Below are 20,217 nucleotides of genomic sequence, written 5' to 3' on the forward strand. Positions count from 1 at the left end.
ACCCCGCCTCGCGGCGACGCAGTTACCTTCGACTACGGGGCCATGGCTTACCCCGACTCGGACTTCCACCGAGTTGTGTGCACGCCTTCACGGGCGCACTGGGAGGGAACTTGTTCCCGATGGATTTCACCCCCCAAACCAGCCCCAAGCCTGGGCAAGCGCTTACTCCTCCTCGTCGCGGCGTGGCGGCTCGAGATTGAGGAAGGTGCGCCGGTAGTGACGCAGCTCGTCGACCGACTCGCGAATGTCGTCGAGCGCCTGGTGGGTGTTGCGCTTCTCGAAGCCCTTGAGCGCCGCGGGGTTCCAGCGCTTGGCGAGCTCCTTGAGCGTCGAGACGTCGAGATTGCGGTAATGGAAGAACGCCAGCAGTTCGGGCATCTCGCGCTCGAGAAAGCGCCGGTCCTGATGGACGCTGTTGCCGCACACCGGCGATGAATTGGGGGTCACGTACGCCTTGAGAAACGCCAGCGTGCGGCGCTCGGCCTCGGCGGTATCGACGCTGCTGGCCTTGACCCGCGCGGTCAGCCCCGACTCGCCATGGGTCTTGGTGTTCCACTCGTCCATCGCCGCCAGCAGCTCGTCCGATTGCTTGACCGCCAGCACCGGGCCTTCGGCCATCGGGTTGAGCTCGTTGTCGGTGATCAGCGTCGCCACCTCGATGATCCGCTCCTTGTCGGGGTCCAGGCCGGTCATCTCGAGATCGATCCAGACCAGCAGATCGTTGCGGGGGGCGGCTTGCGCGGGCATCGAAGGCTCCTTTCGTACGTAGTGGCTTGACCCGCCGGCATCCCGCCCATGGTTAACAATGGGTCGGACAGCCGCGGCCAGGCTGGTTACAATGAAGCCATTGTACGCCCAGCCGAGGTCGCATGAGCAAACGCAAGCTGTCGCGCCAGCAGCGCTGGCGCATCGAGAAGATCCAGGCCGAACGTCAGGCGCGGGCCACCAAGCACGACGTCCACCAGAACGACGCACTGGAGAGCGGCGAATACGGTCGGGAGAAGCCCGGGCGGGTGATCGCCCACTTCGGGCGCAGCCTGGATGTCGGCGGCGCCGACGACGACGCGCTGCACCGCTGCCACCTGCGCGCCAATCTCGACAGCCTGGTCACCGGCGATCGCGTGGTGTGGCGCGAGGCCAGCGACGCCAGCGGCGTGGTGGTGGCCCGCGACGCCCGCGACAACGTCCTCGAGCGCCCCGACGCGCGCGGCCAGCTCAAACCGGTGGCCGCCAACATCGATCAGATCCTGATCGTCTTCGCCGTCGAACCCGCGCCCTTCGCCAATCTTATCGACCGTTACCTGGTCGCCGCCGAGGCCACCGGCATCGAGCCGGTGCTGGTGCTCAACAAGATCGACCTGCTACCCGCCGACGGCGGCGAGCTCAGAGGCCTGCTGGCGCGCTACGAAGCGCTGGGCTACGCGGTGATCGAGGCTAGCACGCGCCGCGACGGCGGGCTGGACACACTGCACGAACGGCTCACCGGGCGTACCTCGGTGTTTGTCGGCCAGAGCGGGGTCGGCAAGTCCTCGTTGATCGACGAGTTGCTGCCGGACGCCGCGTTGCGCATCGGCGCGCTCTCCGAGGACACCCGCAAGGGCACCCACACCACCACCACCGCGCGGCTGTACCGCCTGCCCTCGCCCCTCGCGAAGGAAGACGGCGAGTTGATCGACTCGCCGGGGATTCGCGAATTCGGCCTCGCCCACCTGGACGAGCGGCAGATCACCGACGGCTTCATCGAGTTTCGCGACTACCTCGGCCGTTGCCGCTTCCGCGACTGTCGCCACCGCCAGGAGCCGGGTTGCGCGCTGCGCGACGCCGTCGAGCGCGAGGCGATCAGCGCCGAGCGCTTCGCCAGTTACCGGCGCATCCTCGACGGCCTGGCACCCGGCTGAGCGACTTGACGCTCCGAGTCGCCCGCACCATGCCGGCTGTGCCATGATCGCAGCAACCCAACCGATCATTCCCTTCCCGCAGAAGGAGTCACCGATGAGTTCCGAAGCGAATCTGCTACCGCTGATCGTCGAGCCCGAGCAACTCGCCGAGCATCTCGAATCGCCCCAGTTGCTGATCGTCGACGTGCCGCTCAAGGCCGACAGCTATGCCGAGGGCCACGTACCCGGCGCGGTCTTCCTCGATCATAACCGGCTGCTGGCCGGCCGCGGCGAGGTGCCCAACGAAGTGCCCGACGAGGCGGCGCTGTCGGCGCTGTTCTCGTCGCTGGGGCTGAGCCGCGATACCCACGTGGTGGCCTACGACGACGAAGGCGGCGGCTGGGCCGGGCGCCTGCTGTGGACGCTGGAGTTGATCGGTCACACCCGCTATTCCTACCTCAACGGCGGCATTCACGCCTGGCGCGCCGCCGGCCTGAATCAATCCCGCGAGCCGCGTCAGCCGCAGCCCAGCAACTACCAGGCGGAGATCCTCAATCCCGCGGTGAAGATCGGCCGCGAGGAGTTGCTCGAGCGTCTCGACGACAAGCAGCTGGCGGTGTGGGACGCCCGTTCGCCGGAGGAGTACCGCGGCGAGAAGGGCCAGAACCGGCATCTCGGCCACATCCCCCGGGCCGTCAACATGGAGTGGACCGAAGCGATGGATCGCCAGCGCGACCTGCGCATCCGCGACTACGCCGAACTGATCACCGAGCTCGACGCGCTGGGGCTGACCCCGGACATGGAAATCGTCACCCACTGCCAGAGCCACCATCGCAGCGGCTTCACCTGGCTGGTCGGCAAGGCGCTGGGCTTTACGCACATGCGCGGCTACGCCGGCTCCTGGAAGGAATGGGGCAACCGCGACGACACGCCGATCGAACGCTAACCGGCAGGTTATGAGCCATGGACTGAAAAAAGCAGTAGGAAGCTCGAAGCTCGAAGCTCGAAGCTCGAAGCTCGAAGCTCGAAGCTCGAAGCTCGAAGCCAAAGTATTGCGACCTCCCGCCGCGGCGACTAAGGTGGCGGGCTCTCTTCGTTGACGTGGATGCCGAGCCGTGGATCGCGCCGAACTGTTTTCCCTCATCCAGTATCCCCTGCCCCATCATCTGATTTCACGGCTGGTGGGCCAGCTTGCCGAGTGCCGCTCGCCGTGGCTAAAGGATCTGTTGATCGAGCGCTTCATTCGCACCTTCGACGTCGACATGAGCCAGGCCCGGGAGCCCGATCCACGCGCCTACCCCTGCTTCAACGACTTCTTCACCCGCGCGCTGAAGCCTGATGCCCGGCCGATCGGCGAAGGCCTTGTTTCCCCGGCTGACGGCGTGCTGTCGCAGTCGGGGCGCATCGAGCACGGCACGCTGATCCAGGCCAAGGGCCAGACCTACTCGCTGAGATCACTGCTCGGCGGCGATGCCGACGCGGCCGCGCCGTTTCGTCAGGGCAGTTTCGCCACCGTCTACTTGTCCCCGCGCGACTACCACCGCGTGCACATGCCGCTCGACGGCACCCTGCGCTCGATGACCTACGTGCCGGGCCGGCTGTTCTCGGTCAACCTGGCCACGGCGGCCCATGTGCCCGGCCTTTTCGCGCGCAACGAGCGGCTGGTGTGCCATTTCGACACGCCCCACGGGCCGCTGGCGATGGTGCTGGTGGGCGCGATGATCGTCGCGGCGATCGAGACGGTCTGGTCGGGTCAGGTCACGCCGCTTTCGGGGAACGTCGAAACCACCCGCTTCGACACGCCGATTCGGCTCGCCAAGGGCGAGGAGATGGGTCGCTTCAAGCTCGGCTCGACGGTCATCCTGTGCAGCGCCTCGCCGATCGCCTTCCGCCAGGACCTGAGCGCCGACGCCACCCTGGTGAGCATGGGCGAGAGCCTCGGCAGCGCCCCGGGAGTAGCGCCGGACAATGACGACGAGGCGATTCCCGGCACCTACGTATAGCCTGTGATGCGCGTAGCCCGGCACGCCTTCAGCAACGCGGGCTGGCGAACGCCATCACGTCCTCGACGCGGGCCTTGCCCAGTGCCAGCTGAATCAGCCGGTCGATGCCCAGCGCCACGCCGCTGCCTTCCGGCATGCCGGCCTCGAGCGCGGCGAGCAGCCGCGCGTCGACATCCACTTCCGGCTTGCCCAGCGCGCGCCGTCGGGCGTTGTCCTCGGCGAAGCGGCGCGCCTGTTCGGCGGCGTCGGTGAGTTCGTCATAGCCGTTGGCCAACTCCAGGCCGGCCACGTAGAGCTCGAAGCGCGCCGCGACGAGCTCGCCCTCGCCGTCGCGATGATGCCGCGCCAGTGCCGCCTGGCTGGCCGGATAGTCGATGACCACGTCGATCCCCTCGCGGCCCAGCGTCGGCTCGATCACCAGGCCCATCAGCAGGTCGAGGCAGCCGTCGCGGTCGGCATCGTGCATATCCAGCCCGCCGCGCTCGCCGGCTAGCCGGCGCAGCGCGTCGAGCGGCGCGGTGAACGGGTCGACCTGCAACTGCTCGCGGAATAGCTCGCGGTAACGGCGCAGCCGCCGCGGCCCGGCTTCGGGCAGCAGCTCGCGCACCAGCGCCACGCTCTCGTCGATCAGCTCGGCCAATGAAAAGCCCGGGCGATACCACTCGAGCATGGTGAATTCGAGGTTGTGGCGCGGGCCCACTTCGCCGTCGCGAAAGCAGCGCGCCAGCTGAAAGACCGGCCCGCTGCCCGCCGCCAGCAGGCGTTTCATGGCGAACTCCGGCGAGGTCTGCAGCCACAGCCGCTCGCGCCCGGCGCCGGTGGTGGCGCTCAGCGACAGCGCAGCGAGATGCACGTCCGTGCTGCCGCCATGGCCGAGTGCCGGCGTTTCCACCTCCAGCACGTCACGCGCGGCGAAGAACCCGCGCACCCGCGCCAGTAGCCGCGCCCGCTCGCGCAGCGTCTCGATACGCGCCGAAGGTTGCCAATCGATAGACACGATTCACCTCTAAAACGACGAAGGCCACGCGCAAGCGTGGCCAAATTATACAGTCGCTGCTCGAAGCCGCGAGCCGCGAGCCGCGAGCCGCGAGCCGCGAGCCGCGAAACCCAGCATCAGCACACACTGAAAATTCGCAAGCTCGTAGCTTAGTTCAGGCGCGAGAGACGTACTCGCCGGAGCGTGTGTCGACTTTCAACACCTCACCCTCGTTGATGAACAGCGGCACCCGCACCACCGCACCCGAGGACAGCGTCGCCGGCTTGGAGCCGCCCTGGGCGGTGTCGCCCTTGACCCCGGGATCGGTCTCGGTGACCGCCAGCTCGATGAAGTTGGGCGGCGTCACGCTGATCGGGTTGTCGTTCCACAGCGTCACGGTATAGGCGACCTGCTCCTTGAGCCATTTCTCGGTGTCGCCCAGGCCGCGCTTGTCGACCGCGTACTGCTCGAACGAGCCGTCGGTCTTCATGAAGTGCCACATCTCGCCGTCGTTGTAGAGATACTCCATGTCGAGATCGAGCACGTCGGCGGCTTCCAGCGAATCGCCGGACTTGAAGGTGCGCTCCCAGACGCGGCCGGTAATCAGGTTGCGCAGCTTGACCCGACTGAACGCTTGGCCCTTGCCCGGCTTGACCAATTCGTTCTCGACGATCGAGCAGGGATCGCCATCCAGCATCACCTTCAGACCGCCCTTGAATTCGTTGGTAGAATAGCTCGCCATGATTCCTCGCTGATGGTCTCGGCGTGGTCCGGGCTCCGGCCTGCCACGCACATGTACGAAACGGCGAAGCGCCCGCGGGCCTTCGCTTCCTTGAATGGTGGCAAATGATAACCCGAAGCCCGAACCTTTTGCAGCGCGCAAACCGCCCCGCCGACATCCCGGTCGCCGTCGAACGCAGCTGGCAGGCCCAGTTGCGCGACGTGATCCGCGACCCGCGCGAGCTGCTCGCCCGGCTGGAGCTGGACGCAGGCTGGCTGCCCGGTGCGCAAGCCGGCCATGCACTGTTCGAGGTGCGCGTCCCCGAAGCCTACCTGGCGCGCATGCGCCCCGGCGATCCGTGCGATCCGCTGCTGCGCCAGGTGCTGCCGCTCGACGCCGAGCGCGACGCCGTTGCCGGCTTCGTCAGCGACCCGCTGGAAGAGGCCGAACATACCCCGCGGCGCGGATTGATCCACAAGTACGCCCGGCGCGTGCTGCTGATCGCCAGCCCCAGTTGCGCGATCAACTGCCGCTACTGCTTTCGCCGGCATTTCCCTTACGCCGAGAATTCGCCGTCCCGCGGGCAGTGGCAGGAAACGCTCGATTACCTGCGCGACGATCCGACGATCAACGAGGCGATCCTCTCCGGCGGCGACCCGCTGGTCTCCAGCGACCAGCGCCTGGCCTGGCTGTGCGAGCGGCTTGCCGAGATCCCGCACTTGACACGGCTGCGCATCCATACCCGGCTGCCGGTGGTGATTCCCGAGCGGGTCGACAAGGCGCTGCTCGGCTGGCTCGCCGCGACACGTCTGCAGACGGTGATGGTGCTGCACATCAACCACCCGCGCGAGATCGACGCCGCGCTCGTCGCCGCTTGTGTCCGGCTCAAGGCCGCCGGGGTGACGCTGCTCAACCAGAGCGTGCTGCTGCGCGGCGTCAACGACGACGCGGCCACGCTGGCCGAGCTGTCGGAGGCGCTGTTCGCCGCCGGCGTGCTGCCCTACTACCTGCACGTGCTCGACCCGGTGGCCGGCGCGGCGCATTTCGACGTGCCCGATGACGAGGCGCTCACCCTGCACGCCGCGCTGCGCGAACGCGTCGCCGGCTTCCTGCTCCCGCGGCTGGTGCGCGAGGTGCCCGGCGAGACCAGCAAGACCCCGCTGTAGCTTCCGCGGGCGCGACTGTTCGAGGGCTGGCCGGAAGCCTGGGCTAGCCGGTGGTCACGGCCGGCGTGGCCAGGATCGTCAGCAGCCGCTGCGCCTGCTCGGCGGCGTCGCGCCCCAATCCGGTGAGATAACCGCCATCCGGATGAGTCACCAGGCCACGTTCGAACAATCGCTGCGCTGCGGCCACATGCTGGGCATCCGCCGTGGAATGGACCTTGATGCCCTCCTGGGTGGTGTCGAGATTGTAAAGGCAGAGGATGTTGAGTTCTTCGAACATCTCGGGGGTGAAGGCCATGGGCACCTCGGTCATCGTTGTTGTCGTTGAATCCGTTGACGTTAAACCACCTGCTCACTGTAGGCCAGGATGGTGCGCCGTGAGCGAGCGCCTGACGAAAGGATAAGTCGGCTCACTCGCCGTCCGGCTCCTCGCCCAGCTCGCCGTGCCGCCATAGCGTCACCAGCGAGCGCGGTGCCCGGGTCTCGTCGACGATCAGCGACCAGCGCGGTCGTACCGCGTCATCCATGACCTCGCCGGCCGCGTCGCCCGGCTCGTCGATCGTCAACCGGAAGAAGCGCCGGTCGGCGCCGCTCGCTTCGCCCTCGGCCCCACAGCATAGCGCCATGGCCAGCAGGTTCTCCAGCCAGCGTCGCTGGCCCGGCGTGCACTCGCTGCCCTCGATGCAGCGCGGCGCCGCCAGGCCGGGGAAGTGCGCCAGGCCGCCCTCGCGACGAATCATCAGCCGGCTACGCGGCCCCAGAACCGGCCGTGACGAGTCCCCCGCAACGCTCATACCCTCACCCCGACGGCCTGCCAGGCGTCGCGAATCGCCTGCTGCTCGCGACTCTGGCGACCATAGCTGCGGTCGGCATTATCGACGGTGAGAGCGGCGAATCCCGCGAAATCAATGTCCGGGCTGAGCCGGGAATCGCGCAGCGTCGCGTACCAGACCTGCCCGGCCACCTCCCAGGCGTAACCGTCCAGCGCCTGGGCGGCGAGGTAGAAGGCGCGGTTGGGAATCCCCGAGTTGATGTGCACACCGCCGTTGTCGGTCTGGGTGACGACGAACTGATCCATGTGCGCGGGCTGCGGGTCGCGTCCCAGCACCGGATCGTCGAAGGCGCTGCCCGGCTCGGCCATCGAGCGCAGCGCCCGTCCCTGGACCGCCTCGGTGAGCAGCTCGGCGCCGATCAGCCAGTCGGCCTGCGCGGCTCGTTCGCCGCGATGAAACTGCTTGACCAGGCTGCCGAAGACGTCGGACAGCGACTCGTTGAGCGCCCCGGACTGCCCGGCGTAGACCAGCCCGCTCTCGCGTTCGGTGACGCCGTGGGCCAGCTCGTGGGCGACCACGTCGACGGCGATGGTGAAACGCCGGAAGAGCTCGTCGTCGCCATCGCCGAAGACCATCTGAGCGCCGTTCCAGAAGGCGTTGGCATAGTCCTGACCGAAATGCACCGTGCCGATCAGCGGCATGCCGTTGGCATCGATGGAATGGCGCTCGAAGACCTCCCAGAAGAAACGGTAGGTTGCGCCCAGCCAGCGATAGGCCTCCTCGACCGCCGGATCGTCGCCGCCCGGCTGGTCCTCCTCGCGCACCAGCCGCCCCGGCAACGTCTCGCGATGCTCGGCGGAATGGATGTAACGGGCCGGCCGACCCGGCGCCGAAGCCTCGGGCTTTCGCGCTGCACGCTGCGGACCGCGCGCCGCGCGAAAGCCCCGGTCGCGGGTCAGCGTCGCCTCGGCGCAGCGACGCTGACGCGGGCTGCCATGCTCGCGCAGCCGTTCGAGAATGTACGGGGGCGTGAAGCCCGGATGTAAAATCGTGCCGTCGGATCGAGTCATGTGTACCTCCTGGGACCTGCGACGAGAAGCGTGCCTGCCTCCAGTGTGGCTCAAGCTGACGCTCGTATCCCGCGGCCTTGTCAGGCTCGCTTGCGGTTAACGCCTTCTATACCGGTCTGAGTACCTCGGTAGCCGGATCGAGCCCCGCCTCGATGCGGCCGAGCTGGGCGATCTCCCGGCCCTGGGTCCACTGATCGATGCGTTTGTTGGGGCTGTAGTGGTTGCGCACCACATGCACCAAGGCCGGTTGACGCTGCGCATCGAGGCGATGAATCCAGGCCACCGCGCCGCTCGAATAGCGTACCAGGCTGCCGATCGGATGAATGCCGAAGTGGCGTACGTAGCGCTGCACCCACTGCACGTCGTAGGCCTGCCCCTGTGCCAGCAAGTGGCGATAGATCGCCGCCGTCGACCAGGCCGCCCGGTCGGCGCGCGCTCGGCCCATGGCATCGATGGCATCGACCACCGCCGCCATGCGGCTGAGTTCGGGCAGTGCCTCGCCGCGCTTGCCGTCGGGATAGCCGCTACCGTCGAGTCGCTCGTTGATATCCAGGGCGACGTTGGCGAAGACCCCCGCATCCAGCCAGCGGCAGTCACCGGCGCGCGCGGCGAGCCAACCGACATGCTGGTGGAGCTGGGCACGCTGCTCGGCGTCCAGTTCGCGGCTTTCCAGCAGGCTGTCCGGCAACAGCGCCTTGCCCAGGTCGTGAATCATCGCCGCGGCGAGAATCGCCTTGCGCAACTCACGCGGCGCGCTGCGCGTGTCGAGCAGATCGGCCAGGCGGATCGCCACCGCCAGGCCGTGCTGGACCACCGCGGGCTCGCGGACCAGGCAGATGCTGGCGAACAGCAGCGCCTCTCTATCCTCCTCGAGCAGGCCGAGCAGCAGATCGGCGTTGTGCGACAGCAGCGCGCTGTCGATCGGCCTGCCCTGCTTGAGCAACAGCATCTGGCCATTGAGGAAATCCGCGACCTTGGTCAGTCGACGCGCCATGGGCGTGGCGTAGCGCGGCTTGACGGCCTTGCTGACCGAAGCCTCGGGTGCCTTGTCCGAGGCCTTGAACAATGCCGAGGGCGACAGCGACTTGCCCTCGATGCCGGTCCGTGCGCGCTCGCGCTCGATCTCCTTGACCAGAAACCAGACCTGACGCTCTAGGCGCGGCGTGGCCTCGTCGAAGGCGAAGCCGACCATCGCCTGCTGCCAGCGATCGTCGGCCTGGACGTGGCGCACCTCACCGGGCGTGGTGAAGCGCTGGCCGCTGGGAAAGGTCGCCTCGAGGCGCTTGAGCGGCTCGCCCTGGGTGAGATCGACCGCCTCGCCCAGCGGCAGGCGAATCAGGCAGCCGCCCAGCGACAGGTTGACCAGCTCGCCATGCACGGTCTTGTCCTTGCTGGCCAGATCCATCTCGATGGTTACCGCCATGCCCGGGCCAAGCTCGGCGCGAAAGGCGTTGCGGCGATGCCAGACATCGAGCCGCTCGGGATAGCCACAGGCGAAGCGCACACGCCCTGCCACGCCATCGAGCGGCGTGGCGGTCAAGGGAGGTGTGGCGACCATCGCCCCCTGGGCCTGGCCGGTCAGTCGAAAGGGCCGCTCGGCGCGCAGCCCGCCGACGGCCTCAGGCGCCGCGGTCACGTCGAGGATCAGCCGCGCCTGCGGCTCGATGGCGACCAGCAGCACCGAGATCGGCTCGGCGCTGCCGTCGTCGCCCTCGAAGACCAGCGAGACGTCACCGGGCTGGCTGAGCTCTTCCAGCAGCGCCGCGAGTTCGCGTTCATGTTCGACGACGCTGTTCGGCGTCTCGCTTATCGACTCCATGCTTGTTCCCGGATCAATCAGCGCCGGCCGTTGTTCGATACGAGCGCAGCCGCTGCGGTTATCGTTATGGTTGCTGCGTCACTTCCCGAGTTCGCCGGGACCGGCCTCGAGATCGGCCTGACGGTAGCCGATCAGATAGAGCACCGCGTCGAGTCCCAATGTGGATATCGACTGACGCGCCTGACTCTTGACCAGCGGCTTGGCGCGAAAGGCGATGCCCAGCCCCGCACTCGCCAGCATCTTGAGATCATTGGCACCGTCGCCGACGGCGATGGTCTGCTGAAGCGTCAGCCCCTCGCGCTCGGCGATCTCGCGCAGCAGCGCCGCCTTGCGCTCGGCATCGACGATCGGCTCGCGCACCTCGCCGGTGATCTTGCCGTCCTCGATCAGCAATTCATTGGCATGGATCTCGTCGAAACCCAGGCGCGCCTGCAGGTGACGGGCGAAGTAGCTGAACCCGCCGGAGAGAATCGCCGTACGATAGCCCAGCCGCTTGAGTTGCGTCATCAACCGTTCGAGTCCGTCCATCAACGGCAGGTTCTCGGCGATCTCGGCGAGCACCGATTCGTCGAGCCCCTTGAGCTTGGCCATGCGCTCGCGAAAGCTCTGCTTGAAATCCAGCTCGCCGCGCATCGCCCGCTCGGTGACCGCGGCCACCTCGTCATAGACGCCGTGGCGGCGCGCCAGTTCGTCGATCACCTCGGCCTGGATCAACGTCGAGTCCATGTCGAAGCAGATCAATCGACGGTGGCGACGCCAGATCGAATCTTCCTGCAGGGCGATGTCCACGCCGTGCATGACGCCGAGTTCCAAGGCCTTCTCGCGCAACAGCAGGTAGTCGATCGCCTCGCCACGCAATCGGTACTCGAGGCACACGCCATGCGGCGGGGGATCTTCCGCTGAGCCGTCGCCGGACAACCACTCGCTCAGCGTCACCGTGAGATCATGCGCGGCGATCAGCGCATCGACCTCGGCGAGAACCGATGACGGCAAGCGCGGCGCGAACAATGTCAGAATCAGCGTATCGCAGGTCATGACGCCTCCCCTTGCGCCTCGAGACGATCGACTTTCTGGAAGCCGCGCGGCAGCTTGCTGCCACGTCGGCCACGTTCACCGACGTAGTAATCGAGATCATTCGCCTTGAGGGTCAGCTTGCGCTTGCCGGCGTGGATCACCAGCGCCGTACCGCCCGGCAACACCACCAGGTCGCGTACGAACTCCTCGCGGCGCGCCGCCCGCGCGCCGGGAATGTCGAGCATCTTGTTGCCCTTGCCCTTGGCCATCTCGGGGAGCTGGTCGATGGCGAAGACCAGCAGGCGGCCCTCGTTGGAGACCAGCGCCACGCGCGCCTCGGCGTCGCGCGGCACGGCCTGGGGCGGCAGCACGTTGCAGCCCTTGGGCACGCTGAGCACCGACTTGCCGGACTTGTTCTTGCCGACCAGCTCGTCGAGGCGCACCACGAAGCCGTAGCCGCCGTCGGAGGCCAGCAGGTAGCGGCTCTCCGGCGGCGCCAACATCAACCCGACCATGTACGCGCCGGCGGCGGGATTGACCCGCCCGGTGATCGGCTCGCCCTGGCTACGCGCGCTGGGCAGGTTGTGCGCCGCCAGGGTGTAGCTGCGGCCGCTGTCGTCGAGCAGCACCAGCGGCTGGTTGGTCTTGCCGCGCGCCGCCAGATGGAAGCGATCGCCGGACTTGAAGCCCAGCCCGGCGGCGTCGATCTCGTGGCCCTTGGCGGAGCGGATCCAGCCCTTCTCGGAGAGCACCACGGTGATCGGATCGGCGCCCATCAGCTCGACCTCGGACAGCGCCCTGGCCTCGCCGCGCTCGACGATCGGCGAGCGCCGGGCGTCGCCGAAGCTCTCGCCGGCCTCGCGCAGTTCGCGCTCGATCAGGTCGGTCAGCGCGGCGTCGTTGCCCAGCAGCTCCTTCAGCTGCTTGCGCTCTTCGAGCAGTTCGTCCTGCTCGCCGCGAATCTTGAACTCCTCGAGCTTGGCCAGGTGGCGCAGGCGCAACTCGAGGATCGCTTCGGCCTGGCGCTCGGAGAGCCCGAAGGCGTCGATCAGCGCCGGCTTGGGCTCATCCTCCTCGCGAATGATACGGATCACCTCGTCGATGTTGAGATACGCGGCAAGCAGACCCTCGAGGATGTGCAGGCGATCCTCGACCTTGCCCAGCCGGTAGTCGAGGCGCCGGCGCACCGTGGCGCGCCGGTATTTCAGCCATTCGCCGAGAATCTCGTGAAGCGCCAGCACCCGCGGGCGGCCATCGAGGCCGATCATGTTGAGGTTGACGCGCACCCCCTTCTCGAGATCGGTGGTGGCGAACAGATGCGCCATCAGCGCCTCGATGTCGACACGGTTGGAGCGCGGCTCGATCACCAGCCGGGTAGGGTTTTCATGCGTCGACTCGTCGCGCAGATCGGCGACCATCGGCAGCTTCTTGGCCTGCATCTGCGCGGCGATCTGCTCGAGCACCTTGGAGCCGCTGACCTGATAGGGCAGCGCGGTGACCACGATGCTGCCCTCCTCCAGCGTATAGCGGCTGCGCAGCTTGACCGAGCCGCGGCCGCTTTCGTAGAGCTTGGCGAGATCGGCCCGCGGGGAGATGATCTCGGCTTCGGTGGGAAAATCCGGCGCCGGCACGTACGCGACCAGATCGCCGACCGTGGCCTCGGGATTGCGCAGCAGGTGGCAGGTCGCGTCGACGATCTCGCGCACGTTGTGCGGCGGAATGTCGGTGGCCATGCCCACCGCGATACCGGTGGCGCCGTTGAGCAGCACGTGGGGCAAGCGCGCCGGCAGTACCGCCGGCTCGTTCAGGGTGCCGTCGAAGTTGGGCATCCAGTCGACGGTGCCCTGGCCGAGCTCGGAAAGCAGCGCCTCGGAGAACTTCGACAGCCGCGCTTCGGTGTAACGCATCGCCGCGAACGACTTGGGATCGTCGGGGCTGCCCCAGTTGCCCTGGCCGTCGACCAGCGGATAGCGGTAGCTGAACGACTGGGCCATCAGCACCATGGCTTCGTAGCAGGCGCTGTCGCCGTGGGGATGGAACTTGCCCAGCACATCGCCGACGGTGCGCGCCGACTTCTTGTACTTGGCGCTGGCGGTCAGCGACAGCTCGCGCATGGCGTAGATGATGCGCCGCTGGACCGGTTTCATGCCGTCGCCGATATGCGGCAGGGCACGGTCGAGAATCACGTACATCGAATAGTCGAGATACGCCTTCTCGGTATATTCGCGGAGCGACAGACGTTCGACGTCGCCCTCCGCCACCTGGATATCCATGGTCATAGCACGATGGCCTTGTTCACACTTGTGGAGTCATCGAGGACTGCGCCCTCTTCAACCTCTGTGATGAGCTGTAAGCCGTAAGCTATAAGCTGCAAGTAAAACCCCATGATCGCTGATATTACTTAGGGCTTACGGCTTAAAGCTGACGGCTCCCGGCGAAGCCGGCTCATACCTCTATGTCCGCCAGGTTGCCGTAATCCTCGAGCCACCCCTTGCGATCGCTGGCGCGCTTCTTGGCCAGCAGCATGTCGAGCATCTCGCTGGTGCCGTCGCCGTCGACCCGGGTCAGCTGCACCAGCCGGCGCGTGTCCACCGCCATGGTGGTCTCGCGCAACTGCAGCGGACTCATCTCGCCGAGCCCCTTGAAGCGCTGCACGTTGATGGGGCCGGCCTTCCGGGTGCCGCGCTTGCCCTCAAGGCGCTTCAAGATCGCCGCCTTCTCGCTCTCGTCCAGCGCATAGAACACCTCCTTGCCCAGGTCGATGCGATACAGCGGCGGCATCGCGACGTAGACGTGGCCGGCATCGACCAGCGCCGGAAAATGACGCACGAACAGCGCGCACAGCAGCGTGGCGATGTGCAGGCCGTCGGAGTCGGCATCAGCGAGGATGCAGATCTTGTGATAGCGCAGCTTGGTCAGGTCGGCGCTGGCCGGGTCGGCGCCGATCGCCACGGCGATGTCGTGGACCTCCTGGGAGGCGTAGATGTCGTGGGACTCGACCTCCCAGGTGTTGAGGATCTTGCCGCGCAGCGGCAGGATCGCCTGGGTCTCGCGATCGCGGGCCTGCTTGGCGCTGCCCCCGGCGCTGTCGCCCTCGACCAGGAACAGCTCGCTGGCCACCGGGTCCTGCCCCGAGCAGTCGGCCAGCTTGCCGGGCAGCGCCGGGCCCGCGGTGATCTTCTTGCGCGCGACCTTCTTGGCACTCTTCTGGCGGCGCTGGGCGGCGCTGATCACCAGCTCGGCGAGCGCCTCGGCCTGGTCGACGTGGTGATTGAGCCACAGCGAGAAGGCGTCCTTGACTACCCCGGAGACGAACGCGGCGACGGTGCGCGAGGAGAGCCGCTCCTTGGTCTGGCCGGCGAACTGCGGGTCGAGCATCTTCACCGAGAGCACGAACGAGACTCGCTCCCACAGGTCGTCGGCGGTCAGCTTGACGCCGCGCGGCAGCAGGCTGCGGTAGTCGCAGAATTCGCGCAGCGCCTCGAGCAGCCCCGAGCGCAGGCCGTTGACGTGGGTGCCGCCGAGCGGCGTGGGAATCAGGTTGACGTAGGATTCCATCAACGGCTCGCCGCCTTCGGGCAACCACTGGATCGCCCAGTCGCAGGCCTGCTCGTCGTCGGCGAAGTGGCCGACGAACGGCGCTGCCGGCAGCACCTCGTAGCCGTCGGTGGCCTGGGCCAGGTAGTCGCGCAGGCCGTCCTCGTACTGCCAGATGCTCTCGCTGCCGTCGACCTCGGTCAGGATCACCTTGAGCCCCGGACACAGCACCGCCTTGGCGCGCAACAGATGCTTGAGCCGCGGCAGCGACAGGCGCGGCGAATCGAAGTAGTCGAGCTCCGGCCAGAAGCGCACCACGGTGCCGGTGGCGCGCTTGGCGCAGCTGCCGATCACCGCCAGCGCCTCGACCTTCTCGCCCTTGGCGAAGGCGATGGCGTGGCGCTCGCCGTCGCGGCAGACCTCCACTTCCAGGCGCGTGGACAGCGCATTGACCACCGACACGCCGACCCCGTGCAGCCCGCCCGAGAAGCGGTAGCTCGACTGCGAGAACTTGCCGCCGGCGTGCAGCTTGGTGAGGATCAGCTCGACCCCGGAAAGCCCGTGCTCGGGGTGGATGTCGATGGGCATGCCACGGCCGTCGTCGGTCACCTCGATGCCGCCATCCTCGTAAAGCCGCACGCGGATTTCCCGGGCGTGGCCGGCCAGCGCCTCGTCGACGCTGTTGTCGACGACTTCCTGAACCAAGTGGTTGGGGCGCGTGGTGTCGGTGTACATGCCGGGGCGCTTGCGCACCGGCTCGAGACCGGAAAGGACTTCAATGGAAGTGGCACTGTATTGCGTCATGCGGTGTCCATCAGGCTAACGAGTGTCATTGAATGGCCGTGAGCGGCGCGCCGGCGGCATGGCCACCGTGGGCCAGCACCGCCGGCAGGTAGTCCGCCAGCCGGCTGAAGCCGTGATCGCCGCCCGGCTCGATCAGCGTGCGACAACCGCGATAGGCGGCGAACGCCTCGCGGCAATCGAGCGTCTCGTCGGCGCTGCCCAGCAGCAGCAGGTAGCGCTCGGGCGCGAGCCGCACCGGCTCGAGCGCCAAGAGTTCGTCGCGATGCGCCGATTCGATGGTGAAGCGCTTGCCGCTATAAGGGTTGACGAACGCCATGCCCAGCCAGGCGTCGACCAGCCGCGAGGCGTTTACCGCCGGGTTGATCAGCACCGCCGCCAGATCGTGACGCTCGGCCAACACGCTGGCCAGAAAGCCGCCCATCGAGCTGCCTACCAGTAATACCTTGTCGCCGAGTTCGGCGAGCGCCGCTTCGGCGCTCGCCAAGGCTTCGGCGGGCCGGTGCGAAAGATTCGGCGTGCGACACGGCAACGGCCCGCGGTGCTCGATGCGGGCGCAGGCTTCACGCATCAGGCGCGCCTTGGGCGAATCGCTACCGCTGTTGAAACCGTGCAGATAGAGCACCCCGTCGACCGGGGCCGCCTGCAAAGGGCCACTCAGCATACCCTGAAACCTGGACGGATAAACAGCATTCAGCGTTGTTCCTCGGCACGCCAGACCGCCTCGATCAAGTGGCGGCTGGATTCGTCGAGGGCCTCGACGCCTTCGTGGCTGGCGAGCACCCGCTCGGTCTGGGTGGCGATCTTCTTGCCCAGCTCGACCCCCCACTGGTCGAACGGGTTGATGTCCCAGATGGTCGCCTGGACGAACACCTTGTGCTCGTAGAGCGCCACCAGCGAGCCCAGCGTGCTCGGCGTCAAGCGATCGAGCAGCAGCGTGGTCGACGGCTGGTTGCCGCGATAGTGCTTGTGGTTGGGCCGCGGGCCGTCGTCCTCGATCGCCTCGTCGCCGAGCATCAGCACCCGCGACTGGGCGAAGCAGTTGGCCAGGGTCAAGCGGTGCTGCTCCTTGAGCAGCGCGCGGGTGGCATCGTCCTCGATGCGATCGTAGCGGCGCATCGGCGCGATGAAGTCGCACTCGACCGGCTGGGTGCCCTGGTGCAGCAACTGGTAGAAGGCGTGCTGGGCGTTGGGACCCAATTGCCCCCAGAGCACCGGGCAGGTCGAGTAGGGCGTGGTCTGGCCGGAATTGGTGGTCGACTTGCCGTTGGATTCCATTTCCAGCTGTTCGAGATAACTGGCGAAGAATTCCAGGCGACCGTCGTAGGGCAGGATCGAGTGGGCGCGGATATCCAGGAAGTTGACGTTCCAGATGCCCGCCAGGGCGAGCAGCACCGGCAGGTTGTCCTCGAGCGCCGCGTTGGCGAAGTGGCGATCCATCTCGTGGGCGCCGGCGAGTAGCTCGCGGAAGTTGTCCATGCCCACCGCCACGGCGATCGGCAGGCCGATGGCGCCCCACAACGAATAGCGACCGCCGACCCACTCCCAGAATTCGAGCTGGTTGGCATCAGAAATGCCCCATTCGCTCATCTTCTCGGGGCTCGCCGAGACGCCGATGAAGTGCTGGCGCATCACCAGGTCGCGATCGCCGCGGCCATTGACCAGATGCCCCATCAGCCAGTCCTGGGCGGTGCGCGCGTTGGACAGCGTGTCGATGGTGGTGAACGACTTCGACGACAGCACGAACAGCGTGGTCTCGGGATTGAAGCGCGTCAGGTAGTCGGCCAGTTGCGAGCCGTCCATGGTCGAGGCGAAATGCACCTCGACCGGATGGATGTCGCGGGGGCGATAGTCGGCCAGCGCATGGGTGACCATCAGCGGCCCCAGGTCGGAACCGCCCACGCCGAGATTGACCACGTCGGTGACCGCCTTGCCGGTGGCGCCGCGCCACTGCCCGGCGTGAAACTTGTCGACCATCGCCGCCATGCGCTTCAGGGTGCGATGCACGCCCGGCACCACGTCCTCGCCCTCGACATTGAGATGCGCACCCGCCGGCAGACGCAGCGCGGTATGCAGCGCCGGGCGGTCCTCGCTCAGGTTGACCCGCTCGCCGGCCAGCAGCCGCTCGATGCCCTTGGGCACGCCGGCGACGCGGGCCAGTGCGAGCAACTTGTCCAGCGTCTCGCGACGCCAGCGCTGCTTGGACAGATCCAGCATCAGCCCCGCGGCCCGACGGCTGAAGTCGGGATAGCGCTGGTCGGATTCGTGAAACAGATCCTTGAGATGCACGTCGCGCATCGCCTCGGCGTGGTCGAGCAGCGCCTTCCAGGCGGGATGCTGGTCGATCGTCGCGGTTTCGGTCATCGGCTCCTCCTTGAACGATCCTTGCGTATCGCACGACGGTGGTCGTGCCCGGCGGCTTCGCGGCGGGTGCAAGCCGGGCGGTCGGTGGGTAAACTGTCAGCGCCTGACGCCCGCCGCCCTCACCAAGCCTGCTTAGCGAATGCCCATGAGTGATGCATCTTACCGTGACGCGATCTTCACGACACCCCTCGACCGGGTCGCGCGATTTTCCTTCGACGAGCAGGTGGTGGCCTGCTTCCCCGACATGGTGCGCCGCTCGATCCCCGGCTACGGCCAGATTCTCGGCATGCTCGGGGTGATCGCCGAGCGCCACCTGCGCCACGGCGGGCATGTCTACGACCTGGGCTGCTCGCTGGGCGCGGTGGGGCTGGCGCTGGCCGGGCGCCTGCCGCCCGAGGCGTTTTCGCTGACCGGCGTCGACCTGTCGCCGGCCATGGTCGCCCGGGCCCGCGAGACGCTCGCCGCCGAGTGCCCCGAGCATGCCATCGAGATCGTCGAGGGCGACATCCGCCATCTCGATTACCGCCCGGTGAGCATGATCGTGCTCAATTTCACCCTGCAGTTTCTCGCCCCCGGCGAGCGCGACGCGCTGATGACGACGCTCTACGAGGCGCTGGAGCCGGGCGGCGTGCTGGTGCTCTCGGAGAAGATCGTCGCCGCCGACGAGGCCGAGAACGCCTGGCTGGTGGAGCGCTATCACGACTTCAAGCGCGCCAACGGCTACAGCGAACTGGAGATCAGCCAGAAGCGCACCGCGCTGGAAAACGTGCTGGTGCCGGACACCCTCGAGGCCCACCATGCACGCCTGGCGCGGGCCGGTTTCGCCCGCGCCACGACCTGGTTCCAGTATCTCAACTTCGCCGCGATGATCGCGTTCAAGGACGCCCGGTATCGGGACGCCCGGTATCGGGACGCCCGGTATCGGGACGCCCGGTATCGGGACGCCCAGTATCGGGACGCCCAGTATCGGGACGCCCAGGGCGAGACCGGGGGGCCGCGCTGACATGGCCGACACCGACCGCGCCCAGCAGGCGCTCTATCACGCCTTCGTCGACCAGCAGTTGCATGCCTGGCTGGCGCGCCTGCCCGAGCAGTTCGCCCGCGGGCTGGACCGTAAGCGCCACGGCGACCTGCCCGGCTGGGAGAAGGCCGTGGCCAAACTCCCCCAGCTACCCGAACCCGCCGCGGCGCGCGACGTCGCCCTCGATCGCGATACCGTCAGCGTCGATGTATCGCTCTCGGATGCCGACCGGCGGCGTTGTTACAACCTGCTCAAGGCATTGATGCCGTGGCGCAAGGGCCCCTATCGGCTTGGCGGCATCGACATCGACAGCGAGTGGCGCTCGGACTGGAAGTGGCGACGTGTCGCCCCGCACCTGGCGCCGCTGGCGGGCCGCCGGGTGCTCGACGTCGGCGGCGGCAACGGCTATCACGCCTGGCGCATGGCCGGTGCGGGCGCGTCGTTCGTGCTGGTGATCGATCCCTCGCCGCGCTTCTATTATCAGTTCCAGGCGGTGCGCCATTTCGTCGCCGACGCCGACGGCGGGCGCACCCACTTTCTACCGGCCGGCATCGAGGATGTTCCGGCTGACCTCGAGGCCTTCGATACGCTGTTCTCGATGGGCGTGCTCTATCACCGCGCCTCGCCGCTCGACCACCTGCTGCAACTGCGCGGCGCGCTGCGCCCGGGCGGCGAACTGGTGCTGGAAACGCTGGTCGTCGAGGGCGACGCGACGACGGTATTGATGCCCGGCGAGCGCTACGCGCAGATGCCCAACGTGTATTTTCTGCCCTCCTCGGCCGCCCTGAGCCATTGGCTTAAGCGCTGCGGTTTCGTCAACGTGCGCCTCGTCGACGAGGCGCCCACCAGTCTCGACGAGCAACGCCGCAGCGAGTGGATGAACTTTCAGTCGCTGACCGATTTTCTCGACCCTGACGATCGCACGCGGACCGTCGAGGGGCATCCGGCGCCGCGCCGCGCAGTGCTGGTGGCACACAAACCCGAGTGACTCGCCCTTCATTGCAAACGATAATTTTTATTGTTATTTCGCATGCTGAAGGAGCCCTCTCTTGCTGTCGCTCTTCAATACGGCACTGGA

At 67.3% G+C, this 20,217-nt stretch carries 17 protein-coding genes and 1 pseudogene; 6 read left to right on the top strand and 12 right to left on the bottom strand.

The annotated features are described in order from the left end of the window. Positions 1 to 162 precede the first annotated feature (162 nt). Positions 163 to 747: an oligoribonuclease gene (gene orn / locus K7I12_RS15370; RefSeq protein ID WP_231664622.1), complete on the bottom strand. Its 585-nt coding sequence runs from the start codon at positions 745 to 747 to the stop codon at positions 163 to 165. 122 nt (positions 748 to 869) lie between these two features. Here orn and rsgA point away from each other — a divergent pair, with 122 nt between their 5' ends. The 3 genes from rsgA to asd all read left to right on the top strand — a co-directional run bounded on the left by rsgA (position 870) and on the right by asd (position 3,880). Continuing rightward, entirely contained in the window at positions 870 to 1,898 is a 1,029-nt protein-coding gene (rsgA, locus tag K7I12_RS15375) for a small ribosomal subunit biogenesis GTPase RsgA (protein WP_031384025.1), read from the top strand. A gap of 94 nt (positions 1,899 to 1,992) precedes the next feature. Further along, positions 1,993 to 2,823: a sulfurtransferase gene (locus K7I12_RS15380; protein WP_031384026.1), complete on the top strand. Its 831-nt coding sequence runs from the start codon at positions 1,993 to 1,995 to the stop codon at positions 2,821 to 2,823. A gap of 169 nt (positions 2,824 to 2,992) precedes the next feature. Then, entirely contained in the window at positions 2,993 to 3,880 is an 888-nt protein-coding gene (gene asd, locus K7I12_RS15385; protein ID WP_035575280.1) for an archaetidylserine decarboxylase, read from the top strand. A 28-nt stretch (positions 3,881 to 3,908) separates the two neighbouring features. Here asd and epmA read toward each other — a convergent pair whose 3' ends face one another. Both epmA and efp read right to left on the bottom strand, forming a co-directional pair. Beyond that, the gene (gene epmA, locus K7I12_RS15390) at positions 3,909 to 4,877 is read right to left on the bottom strand and encodes an EF-P lysine aminoacylase EpmA (RefSeq protein ID WP_031384028.1); all 969 of its coding nucleotides are present in this window, start codon (positions 4,875 to 4,877) and stop codon (positions 3,909 to 3,911) included. Positions 4,878 to 5,031: 154 nt separating this feature from the next. Further along, positions 5,032 to 5,598: an elongation factor P gene (gene efp, locus K7I12_RS15395; protein ID WP_031384029.1), complete on the bottom strand. Its 567-nt coding sequence runs from the start codon at positions 5,596 to 5,598 to the stop codon at positions 5,032 to 5,034. Positions 5,599 to 5,702: 104 nt separating this feature from the next. On the opposite strand from efp, the gene epmB reads away from it, so the two are divergent. Then, positions 5,703 to 6,743, top strand: a complete 1,041-nt coding sequence (epmB, locus tag K7I12_RS15400) for an EF-P beta-lysylation protein EpmB (protein ID WP_231664623.1) — start codon at positions 5,703 to 5,705, stop codon at positions 6,741 to 6,743. 43 nt (positions 6,744 to 6,786) lie between these two features. Here epmB and K7I12_RS15405 read toward each other — a convergent pair whose 3' ends face one another. The 9 genes from K7I12_RS15405 to pgi all read right to left on the bottom strand — a co-directional run bounded on the left by K7I12_RS15405 (position 6,787) and on the right by pgi (position 18,118). Then, positions 6,787 to 7,053, bottom strand: a complete 267-nt coding sequence (locus tag K7I12_RS15405) for a TIGR02647 family protein (protein ID WP_328286631.1) — start codon at positions 7,051 to 7,053, stop codon at positions 6,787 to 6,789. 97 nt (positions 7,054 to 7,150) lie between these two features. Then, positions 7,151 to 7,534, bottom strand: a complete 384-nt coding sequence (locus tag K7I12_RS15410) for a protealysin inhibitor emfourin (protein WP_031384032.1) — start codon at positions 7,532 to 7,534, stop codon at positions 7,151 to 7,153. Next, positions 7,531 to 8,583, bottom strand: coding sequence for a M4 family metallopeptidase (locus K7I12_RS15415; RefSeq protein WP_031384033.1), 1,053 nt, complete (start codon positions 8,581 to 8,583; stop codon positions 7,531 to 7,533). Before K7I12_RS15415 ends, K7I12_RS15410 begins: the two co-directional genes overlap by 4 nt. 106 nt (positions 8,584 to 8,689) lie before the next feature. Next, positions 8,690 to 10,402, bottom strand: coding sequence for an HD domain-containing phosphohydrolase (locus K7I12_RS15420; protein WP_051907459.1), 1,713 nt, complete (start codon positions 10,400 to 10,402; stop codon positions 8,690 to 8,692). 78 nt (positions 10,403 to 10,480) lie between these two features. Then, positions 10,481 to 11,437: a phosphoserine phosphatase SerB gene (serB, locus tag K7I12_RS15425; protein WP_231664624.1), complete on the bottom strand. Its 957-nt coding sequence runs from the start codon at positions 11,435 to 11,437 to the stop codon at positions 10,481 to 10,483. After that, a complete protein-coding gene (gene parC / locus K7I12_RS15430) occupies positions 11,434 to 13,695 on the bottom strand; it encodes a DNA topoisomerase IV subunit A (protein ID WP_031384036.1) in 2,262 nt (753 codons plus the stop codon). Before parC ends, serB begins: the two co-directional genes overlap by 4 nt. Positions 13,696 to 13,861: 166 nt before the next feature. Further along, entirely contained in the window at positions 13,862 to 15,757 is a 1,896-nt protein-coding gene (gene parE, locus K7I12_RS15435; protein WP_231664625.1) for a DNA topoisomerase IV subunit B, read from the bottom strand. Positions 15,758 to 15,782: 25 nt separating this feature from the next. After that, positions 15,783 to 16,418, bottom strand: coding sequence for a YqiA/YcfP family alpha/beta fold hydrolase (locus K7I12_RS15440; RefSeq protein WP_231664626.1), 636 nt, complete (start codon positions 16,416 to 16,418; stop codon positions 15,783 to 15,785). A 29-nt stretch (positions 16,419 to 16,447) separates the two neighbouring features. Beyond that, positions 16,448 to 18,118 (bottom strand): glucose-6-phosphate isomerase, encoded by a 1,671-nt coding sequence (pgi, locus tag K7I12_RS15445; RefSeq protein ID WP_231664627.1) that lies wholly within the window; start codon positions 18,116 to 18,118, stop codon positions 16,448 to 16,450. A gap of 145 nt (positions 18,119 to 18,263) precedes the next feature. Here pgi and cmoA point away from each other — a divergent pair. Continuing rightward, a pseudogene (gene cmoA / locus K7I12_RS15450) lies at positions 18,264 to 19,004 on the top strand (carboxy-S-adenosyl-L-methionine synthase CmoA); the annotation flags it as partial. A gap of 118 nt (positions 19,005 to 19,122) precedes the next feature. Continuing rightward, entirely contained in the window at positions 19,123 to 20,127 is a 1,005-nt protein-coding gene (gene cmoB / locus K7I12_RS15455; protein ID WP_231664628.1) for a tRNA 5-methoxyuridine(34)/uridine 5-oxyacetic acid(34) synthase CmoB, read from the top strand. Positions 20,128 to 20,217: the final 90 nt, after the last annotated feature.

Source organism: Halomonas sp. IOP_31 (genome assembly GCF_021151495.1).
Taxonomy (GTDB): domain Bacteria; phylum Pseudomonadota; class Gammaproteobacteria; order Pseudomonadales; family Halomonadaceae; genus Modicisalibacter; species Modicisalibacter zincidurans.